Genomic DNA, 20543 nt, shown 5'->3' with positions numbered 1-20543 from the left:
ACGCAGGCATAGTGTCGGACCATGGACACACACACCATCACACTGGCCGGCGGCGTCCCGATGCCGGCCCTCGGGTTCGGCGTCTTTCAGACCCCACCAGACGTGACAACGGATGCCGTCGAAGCAGCCCTCCAGACCGGCTACCGCCTCATCGACACGGCTGCCGCATACGGCAACGAGCGTGAGGTCGGCGCGGCCATCCGCACCTCAGGGCTGGACCGCGACGAGATCTTCATCGAGACGAAGGTCTGGATCAGCGACTACGGCTACGACGACACGCTGCATGCGTTCGAGAAGAGCAGCCGGAAGCTCGGTGTCGAGACCATCGACCTGCTGATCCTGCACCAGGCGCTCCCCGGCGAGTTCGACCGGACGGTGAACGCATACCGGGCGCTCGAAACCCTGCTCTCCGATGGGCGAGTGCGGGCGATCGGCGTGAGCAACTTCATGCCGCGGCACCTGGCGCCGCTGCTCGAGCACATCGACGTCGTCCCAGCGCTGAACCAGGTGGAGGTGCATCCGTACTTCACCCAGCCAGATGTGCAGAAAGCGGATGCCGACAACGGCATCGTCACGCAGGCCTGGTCGCCGATCGGCGGCATCACCTCGTACCGGGGAGACGAGCGTCGCAGCACGTTCAACGATCCGGTTCTGCTGCGAATCGGTGCGGAGCACGGAAAGACGGCCGCCCAGATCATGCTGCGCTGGCACCTGCAGGAGGGTCGCTCCGCGATCCCGAAGTCGGTGAGGCCAGAGCGCATTCGGGAGAACTTCGACGTGTTCGACTTCGAACTCTCGACTGATGAGCTGCGCGAGATCGACGCCCTGGATACCGGGGTGCGCGGCGGACCAGAGCCTGAGGTGATCACGCTCGAGACGTTCGGGCGCCCAATTCCAGAAGCCTAGGCAGGCTGGCGGGCGGGCAGGCGGGCCGACAGGTGGGCGGTAAAGGTGCCCGACCGCGCCATCTCCGCTATTCTCGACGTGGTGACCGACCCGACACTTCGCCTGCCAGCGACCACCTTCCGCGCCGTCCTTAATCTGGGACATGTTCCGGTCGGCGGCCCATCGCTGCCCGCCCGATTCCAGCACCCCGACTTCGACGCTGAATTGCTCGAAGACGATGGCAAAGAGTTCGCGGCCTTCTACATCGAGTTCCCCGACGGGCAGCTCCACCTTGAGGTCAGCGGCGATCGACTCGACCACCATTTCCACGACGGAGCTGGCGAGCCTCTCGACGCGAGCCCCTGGCCCGCCGCCGACACCGAAGCGCTCTTCGAGTGGATCACGCGCCAGATTGCACACGTGCTGCCGCTCCTGCCAGAGCTGCTCGACGACATCGAGGAGGCAGCGGAGTGGTGCTACATCGGCCTGCCCGTCTACGCGCGGGATTACGAGCCTGTGCCCCTCGAAATCATTGAGGTGCAGGTGGAAGGCGACCTGCTGATGCTCCCCTGGCTCGGTGCCGGCCAGGTTGACCACACGCACCTCGACGGCGCAGACCAGCCGATCGCACTTCTCTGGACGCCGGAGCACGAGCCGGCCGACGTACCGATTGCGCGAGCCTGGCTGAACAGCGAAACCGGCCATCCGGCATCCGCTGCAGAGCCGGGCATCGACTGGGAGACCATCGGAATGCCGGCGGCAGAAGTGCTGGCCTGGTTCGAAGGTTTCTACCTCAACCACCAGGTGATCGCCGACCCTCGCGACCTCATCAGGCGCGCAGCGATGAACCGGATTGCCGGCTTCGGCGCGTAACCAACTCCGCTACAGGCGATTCAGTGGATGAGCGCTTTCAGCGCAATGATTGCTATTCCGAAAGCAGCGGTTCCCACGCAGCCGAGAATCCGAACCGGCAGGCTGCTCCCCCGCAGCGTGAAAGCGCTGTAGCCGATTACTCCGAGGATGACGACGCCTAGCCAGAGCGCGATCCACATCGATAGTTCGTCGGGAATAACCTCGAGCGCCCCGAGGAGAAGAACAACCATGGGCAGCACGGCAGACGTGAGGAAGCCCAGCGAGCGGTGAATTGATCGCTGGAGCGCGGGGCGAATCCTCGTCTCTGCATCCGCCCTCTCAGCGTGGGCAGCGATCGTGCCGGCGTACACATGGGCAGACCAAAAGACCAGCACGGTGCCGAGCATCGCGAGGAAGGTGTGCCACGCTGTCGCGTCGACCGCCCCGGCGCCGACGACAACACCTCCGACAAGGATCGTGCCGTAAACAGACTCTGGCGTGATCAAGCCAGACCAGAAACCCTGTGTCGACGGCGTGTGTGCTGCGCCCACCTCTACCCCCTTCCGAGCACTAGCATCCTGTCACCGCTCGAGCTCGTGCGCCAGCGCCTCCAGCTCATCGCCACCGGCCATGAGCCGGGTCATCTCATCAATCGCGATCTCAGCCTTGGTGAAGGTGCCGATGCTCGTGCCGCGTTTCAGCAACAGGAATCGGTCGCCGACGGGATAGGCGTGCTGCGGGTTGTGCGTGATGAAGACCACGCCGAGTCCGCGGTCGCGTGCCTGCGCGATGTAGCGGAGCACGAGGCCGGCCTGCTTCACGCCGAGAGCGGATGTCGGCTCATCCAGAATGACGATCTTGGCCCCGAAATACACGGCGCGCGCAATCGCCACCGACTGCCGTTCTCCCCCGGAGAGCGTGCCGATCGGCTGGTCGACGTCGCGCAGGTCGATGCCCATCTTGCCGAGTTCGTCCTTGGTGATGCGGCGCATCGCCTTCACATCAAGCCTGCTGAGCGGACCGCGCCCGCGCGTCTTCTCCGACCCGAGGAAGAAGTTGCGCCAGACCGGCATGAGGGGAACGACGGCCAGGTCCTGGTAGACGGTGGCAATGCCGAGGTCGAGGGCGTCCCGCGGACTCGAGAACGTGCGCTCCTCGCCGTAGGCGAGCAAGGTGCCCTCAGAATGCTGGTGCGCACCGGCCAAAATCTTGATGAACGTGGACTTGCCTGCGCCGTTGTCGCCCAGCACGCACAGCACCTCGCCAGCGCCCACCGACGCGCTGACACCCCGCAACGCGATGATCGACCCGTAGGACTTGCCGATGTTGCGCACCTCAAGCAGCGGCTGCGCGCTGGCGCCTGTTTGTGCGACGGCGCCTGCCTGTTCGGCAGCTGGCACGCCAGCGGATGCCTCATCCTGGCTCATGAGCGCACCCCTGCCTGCCTGCGCACCGAGAGATTGACGAGCACCGCGAGCAGCAGCATCCCGCCGAGGAAGGCCTTCAGCCAGTTGTTGTCCCACTGGGCGAAGACGATGCCCTGCAGCGTCATGCCGTAGATGAGCGCGCCGAGAGCGGCACCGATAGCCGAGCCGTACCCGCCCGTGAGCAGGCAACCGCCGACGACGGCGCAGATGATGTAGATGAACTCCTGGCCGATGCCGGTCGTGGCCTGCACGGTGGAGACGTCGAAGAGCTGCAGCATCCCGACGAGCCAGCCGGCGCCTGCCGTCGTCATGAACAGCCCGATCTTGGTTTTCATGACCGGAACACCGGTCTGGCGCGCACTCGCGGCATCGCCGCCGACGGCGAAGATCCAGTTGCCTGCCCTGGTGCGGAGCAGCACCCAGGTGGCGACGGCAACCAGGACGATCCACCAGATGACGGAGACCTTGAGGTCCATGCCGAAGACGGGAACGGAGGATCCGAAGTAGATCTTGACGGTGTCGAAACCGGGGACCGCGCCCATACCCTGGATGGCAACGGTGCCGGTGATGATTTTGGTCACGGCCAGGTTGAGACCCTGCAGGATGAAGAACGTCGCCAGCGTCACGATGAAGCTGGGCAGGCCGGTCTTCATCACGACGTAGCCATTGGCCGCGCCAATCAAGAGAGCTGTCGCGAGGGCGATGGCCATGGCGAGCCAGATGTTCAGGCCCCACTGCGTGGTGATCACGCCAACGATCAGGCCGGTTGTGCCGGTCATCGCGCCGGCGGAAAGGTCAAACTCGCCGCCAATCATGAGGAGGGCGACAGCCACGGCCATGATGCCGAACAAGGACGCGGAGTACAGCCAGGTGGACACCCCGGCCGGGGTCAGGAACGCCTCGGTGATCACCGAGAAGAAAATGAAAATTGCGAGGGCAGCGATCGCCGCGCCGATTTCGGGGCGGCGCAGCAGTGTGACGATCGGGTTGGTCGCCTTCACCCGCTCATCGGCGGGTGTCGTTGTGACGGCAGTCTCGGTCATCGGATGCCGCTCATCGGGGCGTCGTTCATCGGATGCCGTTCATCGTTTGCCATTCATCGGATGCCATTCATCGCGTGCCGTTCTTTGCGAACGTCGCCACCTGCGCGACGTTCTCCTTGGTCACGAAGCCTGGGCCGGAGTAGACCGGCTGCCCGCCACCGACGACGTCGCCATTGCGCGCCTGCAGCACCAGGAACGTGACAGGCAGGTAGCCCTGCGAATACGGCTGCTGGTCAACAGCGAAGAGGATCTTTCCGTCGGTAATGAGCTGGGTGACATCCGCTGACACGTCAAACGTTCCGAGCACGGCCTTGCTCTTCGCCTCTGTCACGGCCTGGCTGGCGGCCACGCCGATCGCGGAGTTGAGCGCGAGCACGCCGTCGATGGACGGGTCGGCCAGCAGCTTGCTCTTGATGGTGTTCTGGGCATCCGCGAGATTGGAGATATCGACCTGCACGTTACTCATCGTGCCGCCGAGTGTGTCGGCTGCACCGTTGCAGCGATCCTCAAGTCCCGTGTTTCCGGCCTCGTGAATGACGCAGATCACGTTCTTCGCGCCGGCATCAGCGAGCTTCTCGCCGGCACCCTGCCCGCCGATGAATTCGCTCTGGCCCACGTGGGTCTGTGCGCCGAACTCCTTCGACCTGTCGAGGCCGGAGTTGATGGTGATGACCGGGATACCGGCGGCGACGGCCTTCTCGACGGCGTCTTTGACGCCATCCGGGTTGGCCATCGACACGATGAGACCGTCTGGCTTCATGGCGATCGCCGATTCGATGAGCTGGCTCTGATTGACCGGATCGCCGTCACCCTGATAGGTGACCGTGGCGCCGAGGTCTGCTCCCGCCTGCTCTGCCCCGCTCTTGACGACATCCCAGAAGGCGTCGCCGGCGGTGCCGTGCGTGACGACCGCGATCGTGACCTTGTCGCCTGAGCCGGAGCCGGAGGCCGACCCGGCCGACGCCGTGCTCGCGGTGCCGGTGGCGGTGCAGCCCGCCAGGGCAAGCGGCAATGCGAGCGGCACAGCGATCAAAGCCGCCAGCCAGCGTGTTCTCTGCTTCACGATGCGTACTCCGTTGGGTTGTTGGTGGTCTGAGTGATGTCTGCCGGATGCCCACCTGGCACTGGCCGATTGATCGGCTGGTACCTACCGCTACCGAAATCGCCCCCTGTAGATGGTACGGGTGCGACGCCTGTGTGCTGAATTCAACGCTGCACTGCACGCGGCGGCAAGGCGCGTACCGCCTACCTGAACGAGCTACCTGAACGAGCGCAGACGCAGGCTGTTGCCCACCACGAACACGCTCGAGAACGCCATGGCAGCCCCGGCGAGCATGGGGTTCAGCAGTCCAAGTGCGGCGAGCGGAATCGCCGCCACGTTGTACGCGAACGCCCAGAACAGATTGGTCTTGATCGTGCCGAGCGTGCGACGGGAAAGCCGGATGGCATCCGCTGCAGCGCGGAGATCACCACGGACGAGGGTGATGTCTGCGGCTTCGATCGCGGCATCCGTTCCCGTGCCCATGGCCAGGCCCAGGTCGGCCTGCGCGAGGGCAGCGGCGTCGTTGACACCGTCGCCGACCATCGCGACGACCTTGCCTTCTGACTGCAAGCGGATGATCACGTCGACCTTGTCACTCGGCATCACCTCTGCGATGACGTCGGTGATACCGACCTCCGCAGCGACCTGTTCGGCGACGGCGCGGTTGTCACCGGTGAGCAGGACCGGCGTCAAACCGAGCGCCCTGAATTGGGCGATGGCTTCGGCGCTGGTGGCCTTGATTGCATCGGCGACGACCAGCACACCGCGGGCCTCACCGTCCCAGCCCACCGCGACCGCGGTCTTGCCCGCGGACTCAGCCGCGGCTTTCGCGAGGGCGAGCTCCTCTGGAAGCTGCTGCGACCAGTCGGCCAGCAGGCTGTCGCGCCCGACGAGCACGGCATGCCCATCGACAATGCCCTGCACGCCCTTGCCCTCGACGTTGGTGAAGGACTCTGGAACGGGCAGCGGCCCGACCTGCTGGGTGGCAGCCTTGGCAATGGCCTGGGCGATGGGGTGCTCTGAGGCGTCCTCCAGCGCGCCGGCCAACCTCAGCAGGTCTTCGCGGGAGGTGCCGTCGACGGTCAGCACGTCGAGCAGCGTCATCTTGCCCGTTGTCACGGTTCCGGTCTTGTCGAGCACGATCGTGTCGACCGTGCGGGTGGACTCCAATACCTCAGGGCCCTTGATCAGGATGCCGAGTTGGGCGCCCCTGCCGGTGCCGACGAGCAAAGCCGTCGGCGTTGCCAGTCCGAGCGCGCACGGGCAGGCGATGATGAGCACGGCAACGGCGGCCGTGAACGCGGAGGCCAGCGGGAAGCCGAGCATGATCCAGGCGCCGAGCACCGCGAGCGCGATGACGATGACGATGGGCACGAAGACGCCGGATACCTTGTCGGCGAGCCTTTGGACATCCGCTTTGCCCGACTGGGCGTCTTCGACGAGTGTGGCCATCTGGGCCAGCTGGGTGTCGGCTCCGACACGGGTGGCACGAACGACGAGGCGTCCGCTGGCGTTCAGAGTGGCACCGGTCACGGCGTCGCCCTCGCCGACCTCGACGGGGATCGATTCGCCGGTCAGCATGCTCACGTCAACGGCAGAGGCGCCGGAGACGATCACGCCGTCTGTCGCGATCTTCTCGCCTGGCCGCACGACGAACTCGTCGCCTACGGAGAGCTGCTCGATCGGGATGCGGGTTTCGACGCCGTCTCTCAGCCGTGCAACGTCCTTGGCTCCGAGTCCGAGCAGAGCGCGCAGGGCGGCGCCGGCCTGGCGCTTGGAGCGTTTTTCGACGTAGCGGCCGGCCAGGACGAACATGGTGACGCCGGCGGCGACCTCGAAGTAGATGTTTCCGGCGCCATCGCTTGGTGCGACGGTGAACTCGAATCCGTGGGTCATGCCTGGCATGCCGGCGGTGCCGAAGAACAGGGCGTACAGCGACCAGATGTAGGCGGAGAGGGTGCCAACGGAGATGAGCGTGTCCATGGTGGCTGCGCCATGACGCAGGTTGGTCCACGTTGCCTTGTGGAACGGCCATGCCCCCCAGAGGATGACGGGCGACGCGAGGACCAGCGACGCCCACTGCCAGTACGGGAACTGCAGCGCGGGGATCATGGCCATGGCGATCACCGGGATCGACAGCACGATCGAGGCGACCAGCCGGGTGCGGAGGGTTGTGAGCTCGGGGTCTGGCTGGTCGGCGGGCAGCTCGCTGGGTTGCGCGGCCAGCGGGTCGCTCGGCCGCGCCGGGCGGGAGCTTGAACGCAGCCTGGTCGTGGACGCAGAGAGAGTTGCCGAGTACCCGGTCTTCTCAATCTCGGCGATCAAGGCCAGCGGATCCAGGTCAGCAGGGGTGGTGACCTTGGCCTTCTCCGTGGCGTAGTTGACTGTCGCGGCGACACCGTCGAGCTTGTTGAGCTTCTTCTCGATGCGCATGGCGCAGGAGGCGCAGGTCATTCCGCTGATCGCCAGTTCGACGACGGCACCCGGTACGGCGGGCGTGTGGGGCGTGGCAACCGGGTCGGGTGCTGCGCCGGTTGCGGATGTCGATTCAGAACTCATCGGACGGTTCACGGAATGCGCACCGCCTGGTATCCGGCCTCTTCGACAGCGGCGATCACGGCGGCGTCATCGAGGGTGTCCTGGCTGGTCACCAAAAGTTGACCTGTCGCTGCAGCGACAGTGAGGGAGTCGACGCCCGCGATCTGGCTGACTTCTTCTCGAACTGACATCTCGCAGTGGCCGCAGGTCATTCCGGTCACCTGGTATTCACTCGTAGTCATAGTTGTCTCCTTTGCTGAATATACCCGTGAGGGGTATCGGAATGTACAACCACGGTACCCCCGTGGGGTATTCCCGCACCAGTGGTTCGCCTCCGGGGTCTCGGGGACTCGGGCCACGGGGTCTCGAGACACTCGCTGGCGCTCGCTCCTCGACCAGCGGGGCCACCGACGTTGGCTAGCCCGCACCCCAGACCAGGGTCGCGAGCGACTTCGCCGGCAGCGTTGCCGTCAGTCGCGCGCCGCCGGCGGCGACCGTGACCCTGGTTGCGGCATCCGCTGAGTTGTAGGCGATGAGGGCGAGTGACCCGTCGGGGTTGCGGAAAGCCACCTGCGCGATGGGGCTGTCGTCGCCGGTGTCAGAGCCGAGGCGGACGGCGCCCGGCTGCACGAACTGCCCGGCCTGGGCGAGCAGGTAGTACTCGGCGTTCCGGGTGACCGTGCCGTCGGGGTGCACGGTCACCACGGCCGTGCACGTGTCGCATCCGCCCACGTGAGGACCACCGTCTGGGTCGAGCGCCAGGTTGAACGTCTGCACCCCCTGCGCCCAGTTGCGCGTGGCCGGAATCAGCAGGTTGGTCGACTGCCAGTCCAGGGTGTCGGCGAAGATCTTCTCCTCGCTGTCCCCCTCACTGTGCGACCCTGAGCACTCGGTGACCCAGATGCCCTTGTCGGGGAACGCGTCATGCAGCTCGGACTGCGCCGAGGCCGAGCCGTAATAGCAGTGGAACGCGGTGCCGATCAGCCACTCGGCAGCCGGTGTGCGCAGCAGGTCTGCGGGGTATTGGTAGGCAGGGTCCTGTCCGTCTGGGGTGGCAGCGGCATCCGCTGGATTCAGCTCCCAGTTGTGGTCGAAGCCCATGATTCCGGTGGCGAGGCCGGCGTCTGTGAGCTTCGGGCCCAGGGTCTCGATGAGTCTGGCTTCCTGGAAGACCGGCATATCGGTTCCTGGATAGCCGTCGGGGTTGCGCAACTGAGGTTCGTTTTGAACGGTGAGCGCCCAGATGTCGATGCCCGCCTCCCGGTAGTCCTGCACGAACCTCACCAGGTACTGGGCATAGGTGTCATACGCCCGCTGGTCGTCGATCAGCGCACCGCCGTCGAGACTGCCCGACGTCTTCAACCAGGCAGGAGGGCTCCAGGGCGACGCGATGATCTTGAGGTCGGGGTTCAGCTCCAGGGCTTGCCGCAGCAGAGGCTGCAGGGTGTTTTGGTCTGGGGCCGTGCTGAATTGCTGGAGGTCCCAGTCCTGCTCACCGCTCGGCACATCGTCGAGGGTGAAGGCCTCAGACGGAACGAAGTCTGAAGCGCCGATCGGGATGCGCAGGAGCGAGATTCGCACCGGCCCTGCCGGGTCGAACAGCTCGGTCATCACGTCTGACCGGCGATCCTCTGGCAACTGCATCAACACGTCGGCGGCCGAGTGCGTGAGTGCGGCGCCGAAGCCGTCCATCGCCTGGTTGTCCGCACCCGTGTCGATGGCGATATCCGGCGTGCCCGACGAGCTGGTCGTGAGCATGACCGGCAGGTCGGCGAGCAGTTTTGAGCCATCGCCAGAGGTCACCCACCCCGCCGCGGGCAGCCCCCCGGTCCTCGACGGCGAGGGTGTGGGCGACGGTGACGTCCGCCCTGTACAGGCCGAGAGCATCACGGCAAGCAGCACAACGCCCAGCAACGCTGGCACGAGAACTCGTGACCAGCGCTGCTGGGAGCGGATGCTGTCAGCCCCTGCGGGAGAGCGTGTGCTCAACCCGCCCAATGGCTGTCACTCACTGGCGTCACCCTGCATCATCCGCTGCCGTTATCTTGTTGAGCTGGAAGGTCTGTGCCGCGTTGCCGTCCTCACAGGTCTGCTGCTCCACCAGCGCCCCGTTGTCGACAGATCCGCCGGTGACACCCAGGCACTTGCCGCTGCTCCTGATGACGAATTGGTAGCCTCCGTCACCGACGCGCACCGGCTTGAACTGCTGGTTGTCCTGGCCTGCATCTGTCCAGAGTTGGAGCTTCGCACCGTCCTCCGTTCCGGCTGGCCCGCCAGCGACGTCAAGCACCTTGGGCGATGCTTCCACGCCGGTGATCGTGAAGACGCCGCGTCCGGACTTCTCGAACTGCCATTGCTGGTTGAGTCCGGGCGCCGGGCAGTCGTACATCTGGATCGGGGTGCCATTCGAGGTGCCGTGATCCAGCGCATCGACGCACTTGGAGGTCAGCTGGTTGGTGATGCTGTAGCTCACTCCTTGCTCGATGCGGCCGCCGCCTTCCTTGTCATCCGAACGCACACGCACCTTGTCGGTGAGTACGAGGTCGGTAGCGGATGTCCCCACTGAGACATCAAGCCGACCAGACGGCATGATCCACGCGTTGGCGTATGAATCCCAGTACGACATCGACTCCTTGTTGAGAGTGACGGTGACCTCTGTGCTCTCACCGGGCTCCAGGCTGACCTTGTCCCACCCGGCAAGCTGCACCGGTGGTGTCGGAACATCGGTCGGGAGTGTGCCGACGTAGAGCTGCGGCACCGTCTTGCCAGCCACGCTGCCGGTGTTCGTCACGGTGAACGTTGCCGTCACATCCGTTCCTGAACTGACCTCAGCATTAAGGTCGCTGTACTCGAAGGTCGTGTACGAGAGACCATGGCCGAACGGATACTGCGGTTCGTAATCGTTGTGCTCGTATCCGCGGTAGCCCATGAAGACGCCTTCGCTGTACTCGACGGTGCCGGCCGGTGTGCCCGGAACCTGCGATTCGTCGACCGGAGCGGTGACGGGCAACCTGCCCGAGGGATTCACGTCGCCGAACAACACGCTGGCGATCGCGCTTCCCTGCTCCTGGCCTGGGTACCAGGCCTGGACCACCGACGCGACATTCTCGTCCCACGTCGACATGGTCGATACTGCGCCCGTCTCGATGACGACAATCGTGTTCGGGTTGACCGCGGCAACCTGCCGGATCAGCTGCGGTTGCTCGTTCGGGAGGTCCAGGCTTGGACGGTCAACAGCTTCGGTTTCATAGTCGCGAACGACGATGATCGCGGTGTCGGCCTTGGCTGCCTCATCGACAGCAGCCTGCATCGCCGGCGCCAGCACGTCCTCTGGGTGAGTCCAGAACATCCGCACCTGTCCACCGGTGTACTGGTTCAAGGCGGGCGCGTCATAGGTGATCGAGACCGTGTGCGGTTCGCCCTCCGTCAACGTGACTGCCTTGCCGACCGAGGAGAGATCGCCTGAGTGCGTGACGAACTCTTCGCCGTCGATGGTCAGCGTCGCATTCCCGCGAGCCGTGAGGCCCAGGGTGTACTCAGCTGTTGCCGGTGCGGTGAAGGTGCCGTCCCACTTCGCGGAGAGGTTCCCCAGCAGGGCGAAGTCGCCGCGAACTGTCGGAATCTTGGGCGACGCGACGTTGAATCCGGGGAAGTTCTGGAACCCGAAGTCCACGTTCACGTTCGTGTCGACCTGCACCAGATGCGGTTCGCCAGAGAACGTGTCGTTCGACCAGTACTGGGCCGAGAGCCCGTGATCGTCCGCTCCGCCGCCCACAGGAGTGAGAACGGATGACGGCACGGGGGCAGCGCCGGGAAGCAGTGCACCTTCTGAGATTCCATCGGTGCCGGGGCTGTACGTGACAGTGGCATCCGCCCCTGCACGCGCCGTGATTCCGGCCAGCGGGTTGTTGTCGGTCACTGTCGGCTTCGACACGGTCGATGAGCCACCGCCCTGTGCGGAGATGTCATCGGCATCAGGGCCGAGCACAGCGATCGAGTCTGAGTCGCCGCCCAGTGTGACCGGCAGCACCTCGTTCTCGTTCTTCAACAGAACCATGCCGTCTGCGGCAACTTGCTCGGCGAGCGCTGCGTCTGCATCGACCTCCAGCGGCTGGATCACCACGGGGTTGTCGATGAGTCCGAGTCCGACCATGCCGCGAAGGATGCGGCGGGCCATGTCGTCGACGCGAGAGATCGGAACCTGCCCGGCGTTGACAGCGGCGACCAGGCGGGCACCGAAGTTGGCCGTGTCAGGTCCCTGGTCACCAGGCTGTTCCTGGTCAAGGCCGGCATTGGCCGCGTTGTTCGTGTCTGGAGTGGCGTTGTAGTCACTCATGATGAACCCGCGGAGTCCGTCTGTTCCCTTGAACATGCTCGTCATCAACGAGTTCGCGCAGGCGTGAACGCTGTTGATCTTGTTGAAGGAGCACATTCCGGCAGCCGGGCGGCCGTTCTCCGTAGCGATGCTGAACGCACGGTTGTAGATCTCGTTCAGGGCTCGCTGTCCGACGAGCACGTTGACCTCAAAGCGGTCTGTCTCCTGGTTATAGACCTGGAAGTGCTTGAGCGTGGCACCGACTCCGACATTGCTCTGAACGCCGCTGATGAATTGACCAGCCATAAGTCCGGAGAGCAGCGGATCTTCGCCATACCCCTCGAACGCGCGACCCCAGAGCGGGGTGCGGGCGAGGTCGGCGCTCGGCGCGAGCGACATGTTGTTGCCGGTCCTGAACGCCTCATCACCAATGAGTGCGCCGTACTTCAGCGCCAACTCCGCGTCAAACGTCGCAGCCAACGAGCTTGCCGACGGCAGCTGGGTCGACTTGCCCTCATTGATCGCTGGGTTGGCGACCCGTACACCGACGGGCCCATCGGCCATGGTCTGGGCCGGGATGCCGAACTCCGGCTGGGCGTTGTTGTAGAACCCATAGAGGTTGTTGAGTTCACCCGTCGCCAGGTCGACCTTCTGCTCGAGGTTCATTTGGGCGAGTATTTGGTCGACCCGCGCCTCGACTGCCGGGTCGTTGTCCCACGTGACCTCGTCCGGCGGCTCCGGTGTCGGAGTCGGAGTCGGTGTCGGTGTCGGTGTCGGGTGATCTGTCGGGTGATCTGTCGGGTGATCTCCTGGCGACCCTGATTGGACCTGCTGCGGCACCGCTGACGCGGCCGTGACCGGAACTGCCACCAGCAGTCCGGCGGTGAGTATGCCAATGGCTGCCACGAGATGCCGCGGCGAGCCAGGACGACCGAAGATTTTCAACATGCGTGTACCCCTTTGTCCACAGTGAACGACCGATCGGGCCGATCTCAACCGGGGTAGGCGCTGCGGCCACACCCCCGGGAATTGGGCTCTTCGTGTGCGAGAGCTGTCCGCCACCAGAGCCCAACGTCGGACCCTCATATTGCGGCGAACCGGAATGCCCCAAGGCTGACACCATCCCTCAGAAGGGTCAAGGGAGACCCAAAAACATGCGTTCTTGCAATCTTTGTGCGCTGAACTCCAACGCGTTGCCGTGAACTCGGCACGCAGCGAGTTCCGATTTCGTTACACGGGAGTGTTGCTTCTTCCCCTCCACGACCGACATCCTGTTGAGTGTGCATGGCCGCATCATCCCGGAGCTGCCCGCGCCCTCGCAGTTCGGAAGGATCCCATGAAGGCCACTCTGAAGCAGGCTCTCGTCGTCGATGTCATGGGCGATGTCTGGCACGCGATCGAGAGCCGCTGAGATGGGCGAGCGGATCGGCATCATCGGCGGGGGCATCGTCGGCATCGCGCTGGCACGCGAGTTGGCCCTACGCGGTCTCGGCGAGGTGACCGTGTTCGAGAAAGAAGCCCGGCTGGCAATGCACCAAACAGGACACAATTCCGGTGTCGTGCATGCGGGCTTGTACTACAAGCCTGGTTCTCTGAAGGCAGAGCTGTGCGCAGCCGGCCGCGTGGCCATCCGCGACTATTGCGTGGAGAAGAGCCTGCCCTACCGGGAGGTGGGCAAGCTTGTCGTCGCCGTTGACGACTCCGAGCTCGCGGCGCTGGCCGACATTGAGCGGCGTTCCATCGCCAACAACGTGCCAGACATGCGCCGCATCGATGATCGGAGCGAGCTGTCAGACATCGAGCCGCACGTCGCCGGCGTCGCTGCCATCCACTCGCCACACACGGCGGTGGTCGACTATGCGGCTATCACCGAGGCCATGGCACAGGACGTGCGTGCGGCCGGCGGAGAAATCCTGCTCGGGCAGGAGGTTATCGGCATCGATATCGACGGATCGGTGGTGCGCATGCGCACCGAAAGCGCTGAGCGCGTCTTCGACCGGGTGATCGCCTGCCCAGGCCTTCATTCTGACGTCGTCGCGCGCCTCACGGGAGCAGACAGCTCGCCCAGAATCCTGCCGTTCCGCGGCGAGTACTGGTCCCTTGCCGCTGACCGCACCGATCTGGTGCGCGGCATGATTTACCCGGTGCCCGATCCGCGTTTCCCGTTCCTCGGTGTGCACTTCACACGCGGCGTCTACGACGACGTGCACGTCGGACCCAATGCCGTCCCTGCGCTGGCGCGCGAGGGGTACCGCTGGCGCAGCGTCTCCGCGCGCGACACCTGGGAGTCACTCACGTGGCCGGGCGCATTGCCGTTGGCGAAACAACACTGGCGGATGGGGGCAGACGAGATCAGCGGATCCCTCATCAAGTCGCTGTACTACCGGAAGGCCAGGCGGTTCATACCGGAGTTGACCATGACGGATCTCACGGCGAAGACCGCTGCGGGAGTCAGGGCGCAGGCGTGGGGCAGGGACGGCACCCTGCTGGACGACTTCGCAGTTGACCAGGTCGGCCCGGTCACGTTGATCCGCAATGCGCCGTCACCTGCGGCCACCTCGTCAATGTCCATTGCCAGCTATGTGATCGAGAACTACCTGGCTGTGCGGTCGTAGGCTTCGCTGACACCTCAGACGGAGCCCGAGGCCCGCGCCGGCTCACCCAGCCAGTGGGAATGCGGCGAGCACCGTTCGGCCACCCGCTGCCGCCCTGGGTGCCATATCGACGAGCGCGATCTGGCCGAGCGTGAGCTCGTCACCCTCGTGCACCCTGCTTTCCCCCTTGATGGTGATGTGCGGGCGGAAGCCGGGCCCGGTGAAGGCAGGCTCGTCGGGAAACGTGGCGAGTGGGCGCATCGCTGCGACGAGATCCCGGTGCAGCCTCGTGAGCTCGTCCTTTTCGTCGACGAGTGTCACCGGCACGTTCTCGCGCCGCCCGAACATCTCGTCGCCACCAGCGCGCACCGTCATTGCCGGCCGGTCGGAGACGACGGATGCGATGACCATGGCCACATCCGCCGGCTCGGCTTCCGTGTGGAAGGGCGGCAACACCGTGATGTGCAGCGGCCAGGCAGCCACCTCGAAGCTGTCACCCTCGTGCAGCGGAGACAGCGGAAGAACGACGACAAGACGGGGCATGCGCCGATTCTAGAGGCGAACGACAGTGCCGCCGAGCCGAGAGGCGGTCCCTGCCTCCCAGGTCTTGTAGCCGCCGTCGAGGTTTCGCACATCGAGCCCGTGCTGCGTCAGCAGCCGCGCGGCAGTGTGGCCGCGCTGGCCCACCTGGCAGTGCACGATGAGCGGCGCATCCGGTAGTTCACCAAGGCGGTCACGAAGTTCGTCGAGAGGCACGTTGATCGATCCGGCGATACCCCCATTCTCGAATTCGCCCGCGGTACGCACATCGATGAGAACCGCACCAGCCAGCTGCCAGGTCTCAAGCTCATGCCACTGGATGCTGTGCACGGTGCCTGCGGCCAGATTCTGGGCCACGTAGCCGGCGAGATTCACGGCATCCTTGGCCGAGCCATACTGCGGCGCATAGGCGAGCTCGAGTTGCGAGAGTGCGGACGCGCTGAGCCCAGCAGTCATCGCGGTCGCGATGACGTCGATCCGCTTGTCGACGCCGGCGCCGCCCACGATCTGGGCGCCGAGAATGAGGTCGGTCTCTGCATCAATCAGCAGCTTCAACGCCATCTGCTCAGCGCCTGGATAGTAGCCGGCATGCGACAGCGGATGCGTGTGCACCACTCGGTGGGCACGCCCGGCTGCCACCAGTCGCTTCTCACTCCATCCGACCATGGCAACGGTGCGATCGAACACTCCGACGATCGCCGTTCCAAGGGCAGGCGGGCTCGGCACGGCCACCCCGTGGATCGCGTCGGCCGCCGTGCGGCCATGCCGGTTGGCGAGGCCCGCCATGGTGACGAGCGTTGGAGTGAAGTCGACGGCATCCGTTTTCTCCACGCCATCGCCAACGGCATAGATGGCGGGATCGTTGGTGCGCTGGAAGTTGTCGACCACGATGCCGCCGGCCTGGCCAATGACCAGACCTGCCCCAGCTGCCAGTCCGGTATCTGGCTGCACGCCGCGGGCTTCGATCACGAGGTCGGCGGGGATCGTGGTGCCGTCGGAGAGGTGCACCGCTCGATCGCCCAGCTGCGTCACGGTGGAGTTCAAGCGAACATCGACGCCGTGGCTGGCGAGGAGAGCCAGGATGGGCGTGGCCATCTCCGGGTCGAGCGGCGACAACGCCTGCTCACCGCGCTGTACGAGGGTGACCTGCAGGCCGCGTTTCACCAGGTTTTCGACGGCCTCGAGTCCGATGAAGCCGCCGCCGACAACCACGGCGCTGGCTGTGCGACCCGAATTGGCTGGGCGACCCGAGTGGCCCGCCGCGGTCAGGATGGCATCGATGGCGTCGACGTCGTCGATCGTGCGGAGGGTATGCACCGGAATGGAGCTCCCGGTCAGCCCGGCACGCGCCGTTGCTCCTGCAGCGAGGACCAGGGCATCGTAGGGCTCCCGAAGCTCATCGCCGGTCACGAGGTTTCGCACGATGACGACCTTCTGGTCGCGATCGATGCCCTGCACCTCGTGTTCGACACGAACGTCGAGCCGGAACCTGGCCGCGAGCGAGTCAGGCGTCTGCAGCAGCAGGCTGTCGCGCTCCTCGATCACGCCGCCGACGTAATACGGCAGGCCGCAGTTGGCGAATGACACGTAGCGGCCGCGCTCGAAGACCACGATCTCAGCGGACTCATCGAGGCGGCGCAGACGGGTTGCCGCCGACATGCCACCCGCGACACCGCCGACGATCACGACCTTCGGGCCGGAGTGCATGCTGGGGGTTCCCTCATTCATGGTTCGCCCTACCGACCCGATCGGCCGGTGAAGAGGCGGGCAAAGAAGCCGCGACCGCTGGCCTGCGGCGTCACGTCGTCAGCGTGCCCCGTGCATCGATCTGACGCGGGGACTCCGGCCATGACCTGATCGACGTGCTGACCGCATCCAGCCCATGTCGTCTTGCCACAGGTTGAACAGGTGGTCGCTCTACACATGCATCTCTCCTTGACGTTTTCTCAAGGCTAACATACCCCCGGGGGTATATTTCTGTGCGGATGCTGTGGCAGGGGCGTTCGGAGCGGGGCGCCAACCCAGCGCAGGCCAGGCGTCAGGCCAGCGTCAGGAACAGCTTTTCCAGCTCAGCCTGGTCGATGCTCGGGTCATCTTGGGCCAGACACTGCTGGAGCGCAGTGGCAATGATCGCGAAGCCCGCCTTGTCGATGGCGCTGGATACGGCGGACAGCTGGGTCACGACGCTCTTGCAGTCGCGCCCCTCCTCGATCATCCGCGTCACGCCGGCCAACTGGCCTTGCGCGCGCTTCAACCGGTTGATGACGGCCCTCATGTCGTTGGGGTCGATGTCCACAATGCCTCCTGGGCTCAATACCTATCGGTGCAGGTTACACCCCCGGGGGTATTGAAGGCTGGTTACTTTCTTGACGCAACGTGCAGCGGATGCGGTAAGAACGAGATATGGATTTCCAGGACGTCATTGAGGTCGTCGGCAAGGTGATCGATGCTGCCGGCGTTGCGGCCATTGTCATCGGTGCGATTGCGGCGACGGTGTTCGCCATCGACGGGGCTTTCAAGCGGAAGCGCGGTGTCTACCAGTCGTTCCGCCGGTTTCTCGGGCGGTCTATTCTCCTCGGCCTTGAGCTGCTGGTCGCCGCGGACATCATCCGAACCGTCGCCGTCACACCAACGCTGGAAAGCGTTGCAGTGCTCGGTGGCATCGTGCTGATCCGAACGTTTTTGAGCTTCTCCCTCGAGGTCGAGATGACGGGCCGGTGGCCGTGGCAGGGGCGAGCCGAGACGCCGACGCAAACTCCAATACCGACGCCGACAACTACGGACCCTGCAGCTACCGAGTAACTCCTACGGCGTGACGATGTTGAACGCCGGATCTCCGCGACCCAACACTCCCAGAAGTGAATCAAGCGCGCCGCGATCTCCGGTGAGCTCGATGCCAGGCCCGTCTGTATCGCCGGCCATGAGGGCAAGCAGTCTGGCTTTGGTCAGTCGCAGGGAGAGGGCTGTGGAGGCGTCGGCGGGGCGTGTGCGATAGACCAGCACTCCGTTTCGGAGCGTGACGTGATAGTTGGTGCCCAGCTCACTGAACGTGAGGTCGATGGCCAGGTCGAGATCCCAGGCCGCGGGCCCGTCGACCGAAATGGCCAGCGAATCGAGCAGCTGCTCTGGGGTGAGCTGGGCGAGGATGGCAGGTGCGGCCGTCACCGCCGGCGTGCCGAAGTTCCCCTCTCGAAGTTCGGTGGTGCCGGAGAGGAAGAAGTTTCGCCACGTTCCGTTCTCGGCGCCATAACCCAGCTGCTCAAGGGTGTCGGCGTAGAGCTCGCGCGCCCCTGCATGGGTGTCGTCGGTGAAGACAGCATGGTCGAGCAGTGTCGCTGCCCACCGGAAGTCGCCGGCGTCGAATGCCACCCTGGCAAGCTCGACAACGCGGTCGATACCGCCGATCGCCTCGACGTATCGGGTAGCCAACGCCTGCGGTGGATGCGGCCACAGCCGGGCAGGGTTGCCGTCGAACCAGCCCAGGTAGCGCTGGTAGATCGCTTTCACGTTATGGCTGATCGACCCGTAGTAGCCGCGGGTGCTCCATGCCCTCTCCAGTGCGGGTGGCATCTGAAACATCTCGGCGATCTCTGGCCCCGTGAAGCCCTGGTTGAGCAGGCGGAGCGTCTGGTCGTGCAGGTAGGCGTAGAGGTCGCGCTGAATGGAGAGGAAGTCGTGGACGCGCTCCGTGCCCCACGTGGGCCAATGGTGGGACGCGAAGACGACATCCGTTCGCGCGCCGAAGGTGTCGATGGCCTCCGTGAGGTACGTGGCCCAGACGTGAGGATCACGCACCAGGGCACCCCGCAGGGTGAGCAGGTTGTGCTGGTTGTGTGTCGCGTTCTCTGCCATGCAGAGTGCGCGGTGCTTCGGGAAATAGAAATGCATCTCAGAGGGAGCCTCTGTGCCGGGCGCCATTTGGAATTCAATCTCGACGCCGTCAATGGTGTGCGTCTCTCCCGTCTGGCTGATGAAGAGCGTGGGAACGATCAACCCGACTTCACCGTTGGACGCGGTTTGCCCGAGGCCAGCACCAACCTGTCCCTGCGGCCCCCGCCCCAGGGCTGCGCCATACATGTACCCGGCACGTCGTCCCATGGCCTTTCCGGCGTAGACGTTCTCTGCCACTGCCGCCTCGACGAATCCTTCCGGCGCGATCACCTGCGTGCGACCGGCATCCACGTCGGCCTGCGTGGCCACGCCAAATACGCCGCCGAAGTGATCGATGTGGCTGTGCGTGTAGATCACCGCAACGACGGGTCGGTCGCCGCGCTCGTCGCGATACAGCTTCAGAGCGGCCGCTGCGGTCTCGGTGGAGATGAGTGGGTCGATCACGATGATTCCGCTGGCGCCCTCGACGATTGTCATGTTCGAGAGGTCGAGTCCGCGCACCTGGTAGATGCCGTCGGTGACTTCAAACAGACCCTGTTTGGCGACCAGGCGCGACTGGCGCCAGAGGCTTGGATTGACGGATGCGGGCGCGTCGCCCGTGAGGAAACCATAGGTGTCGTTATTCCAGACCACACGACCGTCGGCAGCGTGCACGATGCCGGGTGTGAGCGCCCGGAGAAAACCACGATCTGCGTCGTCAAAGTCGGCGGTATCAACGAACGGCAACGCCGCTAACAGGCGTTGGTGTTCGGCTGCAATGGATGATGTCGGCGGTTTCTGGTCCATGGCTCCTGCTTCCTCGCGCGAAGACTGCACTGTCAGTGACAGATTGCCACCGCGGACCTCCGAGGCAAGGGGCTGCAGGGGTTGCAGGCAAGGGGCGCCCGCGCAGGCTACGGCGTGAGCTTCTTCAGCATCCGCATCGACGTCATCTCGTAGCCGAGCGACTCGTAGAGTCCGCGTGCCGGCGCGTTGAACCCGAAGACGTTGAGGCCGAGCGTCGTTCCACCGTGGTCGCGAACGACCTCTTCGGCCAGCAGCATCGCGGCTCGACCGAGTCCGAGCCCACGCTGGTCGGCATTGATCACGATGTCCCACACCCACCACGCTGAGGTTCCACCGTCGTTGTGCGGACCGATCCACAGGTATCCGGCCGGTGCTCCAGCTGAGACGACGGTGAAGACCAGGTGCCCGCCCACGGGAACACCCGCCGGAAAGTACCTCTCGAACGACTCGTCAACGCCGGCCTGGGCTGCATCGAGCGTCTCGCCTGCGCGGAGCAAATCATCGAGGTACTCAGCCTTGCTTGAGACGAACCAGCGCTGCAGGTCGGCAGGGCCCATGGGCGACAACGTTGTGGTCATGGCGCCATTCTTCCAGCCGCGTGCCCCATGGGGTGTCGGTTGCCTGCGCGAG

General features: G+C 65.0%; 18 protein-coding genes. 4 read left to right on the top strand and 14 right to left on the bottom strand.

Annotated features, from left to right (window positions below):
- Positions 1 to 21: 21 nt before the first annotated feature.
- A complete protein-coding gene (locus AC25Z0_RS16040) occupies positions 22 to 906 on the top strand; it encodes an aldo/keto reductase (protein ID WP_488133836.1) in 885 nt (294 codons plus the stop codon).
- A gap of 45 nt (positions 907 to 951) precedes the next feature.
- The gene (locus AC25Z0_RS16035; protein WP_488133835.1) at positions 952 to 1758 is read left to right on the top strand and encodes a hypothetical protein; all 807 of its coding nucleotides are present in this window, start codon (positions 952 to 954) and stop codon (positions 1756 to 1758) included.
- 20 nt (positions 1759 to 1778) lie between these two features.
- Here the strand turns inward: AC25Z0_RS16035 and AC25Z0_RS16030 are convergent, their stop codons facing one another.
- The 8 genes from AC25Z0_RS16030 to AC25Z0_RS15995 all read right to left on the bottom strand — a co-directional run bounded on the left by AC25Z0_RS16030 (position 1779) and on the right by AC25Z0_RS15995 (position 13050).
- Positions 1779 to 2288: a hypothetical protein gene (locus AC25Z0_RS16030; RefSeq protein WP_488133834.1), complete on the bottom strand. Its 510-nt coding sequence runs from the start codon at positions 2286 to 2288 to the stop codon at positions 1779 to 1781.
- A gap of 30 nt (positions 2289 to 2318) precedes the next feature.
- On the bottom strand, positions 2319 to 3164 hold the full coding sequence (locus AC25Z0_RS16025; RefSeq protein WP_488133833.1) for an ATP-binding cassette domain-containing protein: 846 nt from the start codon (positions 3162 to 3164) through the stop codon (positions 2319 to 2321).
- Positions 3161 to 4207, bottom strand: a complete 1047-nt coding sequence (locus AC25Z0_RS16020) for an ABC transporter permease (protein ID WP_488133832.1) — start codon at positions 4205 to 4207, stop codon at positions 3161 to 3163. The genes AC25Z0_RS16025 and AC25Z0_RS16020 overlap by 4 nt, the downstream gene beginning before the upstream one ends.
- 67 nt (positions 4208 to 4274) lie before the next feature.
- Positions 4275 to 5270 (bottom strand): sugar ABC transporter substrate-binding protein, encoded by a 996-nt coding sequence (locus AC25Z0_RS16015; RefSeq protein WP_488133831.1) that lies wholly within the window; start codon positions 5268 to 5270, stop codon positions 4275 to 4277.
- Between the two features lie 195 nt (positions 5271 to 5465).
- Positions 5466 to 7703, bottom strand: a complete 2238-nt coding sequence (locus AC25Z0_RS16010) for a heavy metal translocating P-type ATPase (protein WP_488133923.1) — start codon at positions 7701 to 7703, stop codon at positions 5466 to 5468.
- A 113-nt stretch (positions 7704 to 7816) separates the two neighbouring features.
- Positions 7817 to 8029, bottom strand: coding sequence for a heavy-metal-associated domain-containing protein (locus AC25Z0_RS16005; RefSeq protein WP_488121087.1), 213 nt, complete (start codon positions 8027 to 8029; stop codon positions 7817 to 7819).
- A 175-nt stretch (positions 8030 to 8204) separates the two neighbouring features.
- On the bottom strand, positions 8205 to 9776 hold the full coding sequence (locus AC25Z0_RS16000; RefSeq protein WP_488133830.1) for a glycoside hydrolase family 30 protein: 1572 nt from the start codon (positions 9774 to 9776) through the stop codon (positions 8205 to 8207).
- 28 nt (positions 9777 to 9804) lie between these two features.
- Positions 9805 to 13050, bottom strand: a complete 3246-nt coding sequence (locus tag AC25Z0_RS15995) for a glycoside hydrolase family 3 C-terminal domain-containing protein (RefSeq protein WP_488133829.1) — start codon at positions 13048 to 13050, stop codon at positions 9805 to 9807.
- A 434-nt stretch (positions 13051 to 13484) separates the two neighbouring features.
- Between AC25Z0_RS15995 and lhgO the strand changes: the two genes are divergently transcribed.
- On the top strand, positions 13485 to 14717 hold the full coding sequence (gene lhgO, locus AC25Z0_RS15990; protein ID WP_488133828.1) for an L-2-hydroxyglutarate oxidase: 1233 nt from the start codon (positions 13485 to 13487) through the stop codon (positions 14715 to 14717).
- Positions 14718 to 14759: 42 nt separating this feature from the next.
- Here lhgO and AC25Z0_RS15985 read toward each other — a convergent pair whose 3' ends face one another.
- From AC25Z0_RS15985 to AC25Z0_RS15970, 4 genes are all read right to left on the bottom strand, one after another.
- Positions 14760 to 15239, bottom strand: a complete 480-nt coding sequence (locus AC25Z0_RS15985; protein ID WP_488133827.1) for a 2'-5' RNA ligase family protein — start codon at positions 15237 to 15239, stop codon at positions 14760 to 14762.
- 9 nt (positions 15240 to 15248) lie between these two features.
- A complete protein-coding gene (locus AC25Z0_RS15980; RefSeq protein WP_488121082.1) occupies positions 15249 to 16964 on the bottom strand; it encodes an FAD-dependent oxidoreductase in 1716 nt (571 codons plus the stop codon).
- An 8-nt stretch (positions 16965 to 16972) separates the two neighbouring features.
- The gene (locus tag AC25Z0_RS15975) at positions 16973 to 17161 is read right to left on the bottom strand and encodes a hypothetical protein (RefSeq protein WP_488121081.1); all 189 of its coding nucleotides are present in this window, start codon (positions 17159 to 17161) and stop codon (positions 16973 to 16975) included.
- A gap of 113 nt (positions 17162 to 17274) precedes the next feature.
- Entirely contained in the window at positions 17275 to 17511 is a 237-nt protein-coding gene (locus AC25Z0_RS15970) for a metal-sensitive transcriptional regulator (RefSeq protein WP_488121261.1), read from the bottom strand.
- A gap of 128 nt (positions 17512 to 17639) precedes the next feature.
- On the opposite strand from AC25Z0_RS15970, the gene AC25Z0_RS15965 reads away from it, so the two are divergent.
- Positions 17640 to 18038 (top strand): DUF1622 domain-containing protein, encoded by a 399-nt coding sequence (locus tag AC25Z0_RS15965; protein ID WP_488121080.1) that lies wholly within the window; start codon positions 17640 to 17642, stop codon positions 18036 to 18038.
- A gap of 3 nt (positions 18039 to 18041) precedes the next feature.
- Here the strand turns inward: AC25Z0_RS15965 and AC25Z0_RS15960 are convergent, their stop codons facing one another.
- Both AC25Z0_RS15960 and AC25Z0_RS15955 read right to left on the bottom strand, forming a co-directional pair.
- Positions 18042 to 19913 (bottom strand): alkyl/aryl-sulfatase, encoded by a 1872-nt coding sequence (locus AC25Z0_RS15960; protein ID WP_488133826.1) that lies wholly within the window; start codon positions 19911 to 19913, stop codon positions 18042 to 18044.
- Between the two features lie 107 nt (positions 19914 to 20020).
- Positions 20021 to 20491 carry a GNAT family N-acetyltransferase gene (locus tag AC25Z0_RS15955; RefSeq protein WP_488121078.1) on the bottom strand — a complete coding sequence of 157 codons (471 nt, stop codon included), beginning with the start codon at positions 20489 to 20491 and terminating at the stop codon, positions 20021 to 20023.
- Between the last annotated feature and the right edge of the window lie 52 nt (positions 20492 to 20543).

This window comes from Leifsonia sp. Y862 (genome assembly GCF_057669585.1).
The sequence above is the reverse complement of the archived record's forward strand: the minus strand, read 5'-3'. Positions and strand labels throughout refer to the sequence as shown.

Coding starts and splice junctions, on each gene's coding strand:
- AC25Z0_RS16040 (WP_488133836.1), top strand. CDS start 22: ATGGACACACACACCATCACACTGGCCGGCGGCGTCCCGATGCCGGCC.
- AC25Z0_RS16025 (WP_488133833.1), bottom strand. CDS start 3,164: ATGAGCCAGGATGAGGCATCCGCTGGCGTGCCAGCTGCCGAACAGGCA.
- AC25Z0_RS16020 (WP_488133832.1), bottom strand. CDS start 4,207: ATGACCGAGACTGCCGTCACAACGACACCCGCCGATGAGCGGGTGAAG.
- AC25Z0_RS16010 (WP_488133923.1), bottom strand. CDS start 7,703: ATGACCTGCGCCTCCTGCGCCATGCGCATCGAGAAGAAGCTCAACAAG.
- AC25Z0_RS16005 (WP_488121087.1), bottom strand. CDS start 8,029: ATGACTACGAGTGAATACCAGGTGACCGGAATGACCTGCGGCCACTGC.
- AC25Z0_RS15995 (WP_488133829.1), bottom strand. CDS start 13,050: ATGTTGAAAATCTTCGGTCGTCCTGGCTCGCCGCGGCATCTCGTGGCA.
- lhgO (WP_488133828.1), top strand. CDS start 13,485: ATGTCTGGCACGCGATCGAGAGCCGCTGAGATGGGCGAGCGGATCGGC.
- AC25Z0_RS15985 (WP_488133827.1), bottom strand. CDS start 15,239: ATGCCCCGTCTTGTCGTCGTTCTTCCGCTGTCTCCGCTGCACGAGGGT.
- AC25Z0_RS15980 (WP_488121082.1), bottom strand. CDS start 16,964: ATGAATGAGGGAACCCCCAGCATGCACTCCGGCCCGAAGGTCGTGATC.
- AC25Z0_RS15975 (WP_488121081.1), bottom strand. CDS start 17,161: ATGTGTAGAGCGACCACCTGTTCAACCTGTGGCAAGACGACATGGGCT.
- AC25Z0_RS15970 (WP_488121261.1), bottom strand. CDS start 17,511: ATGAGGGCCGTCATCAACCGGTTGAAGCGCGCGCAAGGCCAGTTGGCC.
- AC25Z0_RS15965 (WP_488121080.1), top strand. CDS start 17,640: ATGGATTTCCAGGACGTCATTGAGGTCGTCGGCAAGGTGATCGATGCT.
- AC25Z0_RS15960 (WP_488133826.1), bottom strand. CDS start 19,913: ATGGACCAGAAACCGCCGACATCATCCATTGCAGCCGAACACCAACGC.
- AC25Z0_RS15955 (WP_488121078.1), bottom strand. CDS start 20,491: ATGACCACAACGTTGTCGCCCATGGGCCCTGCCGACCTGCAGCGCTGG.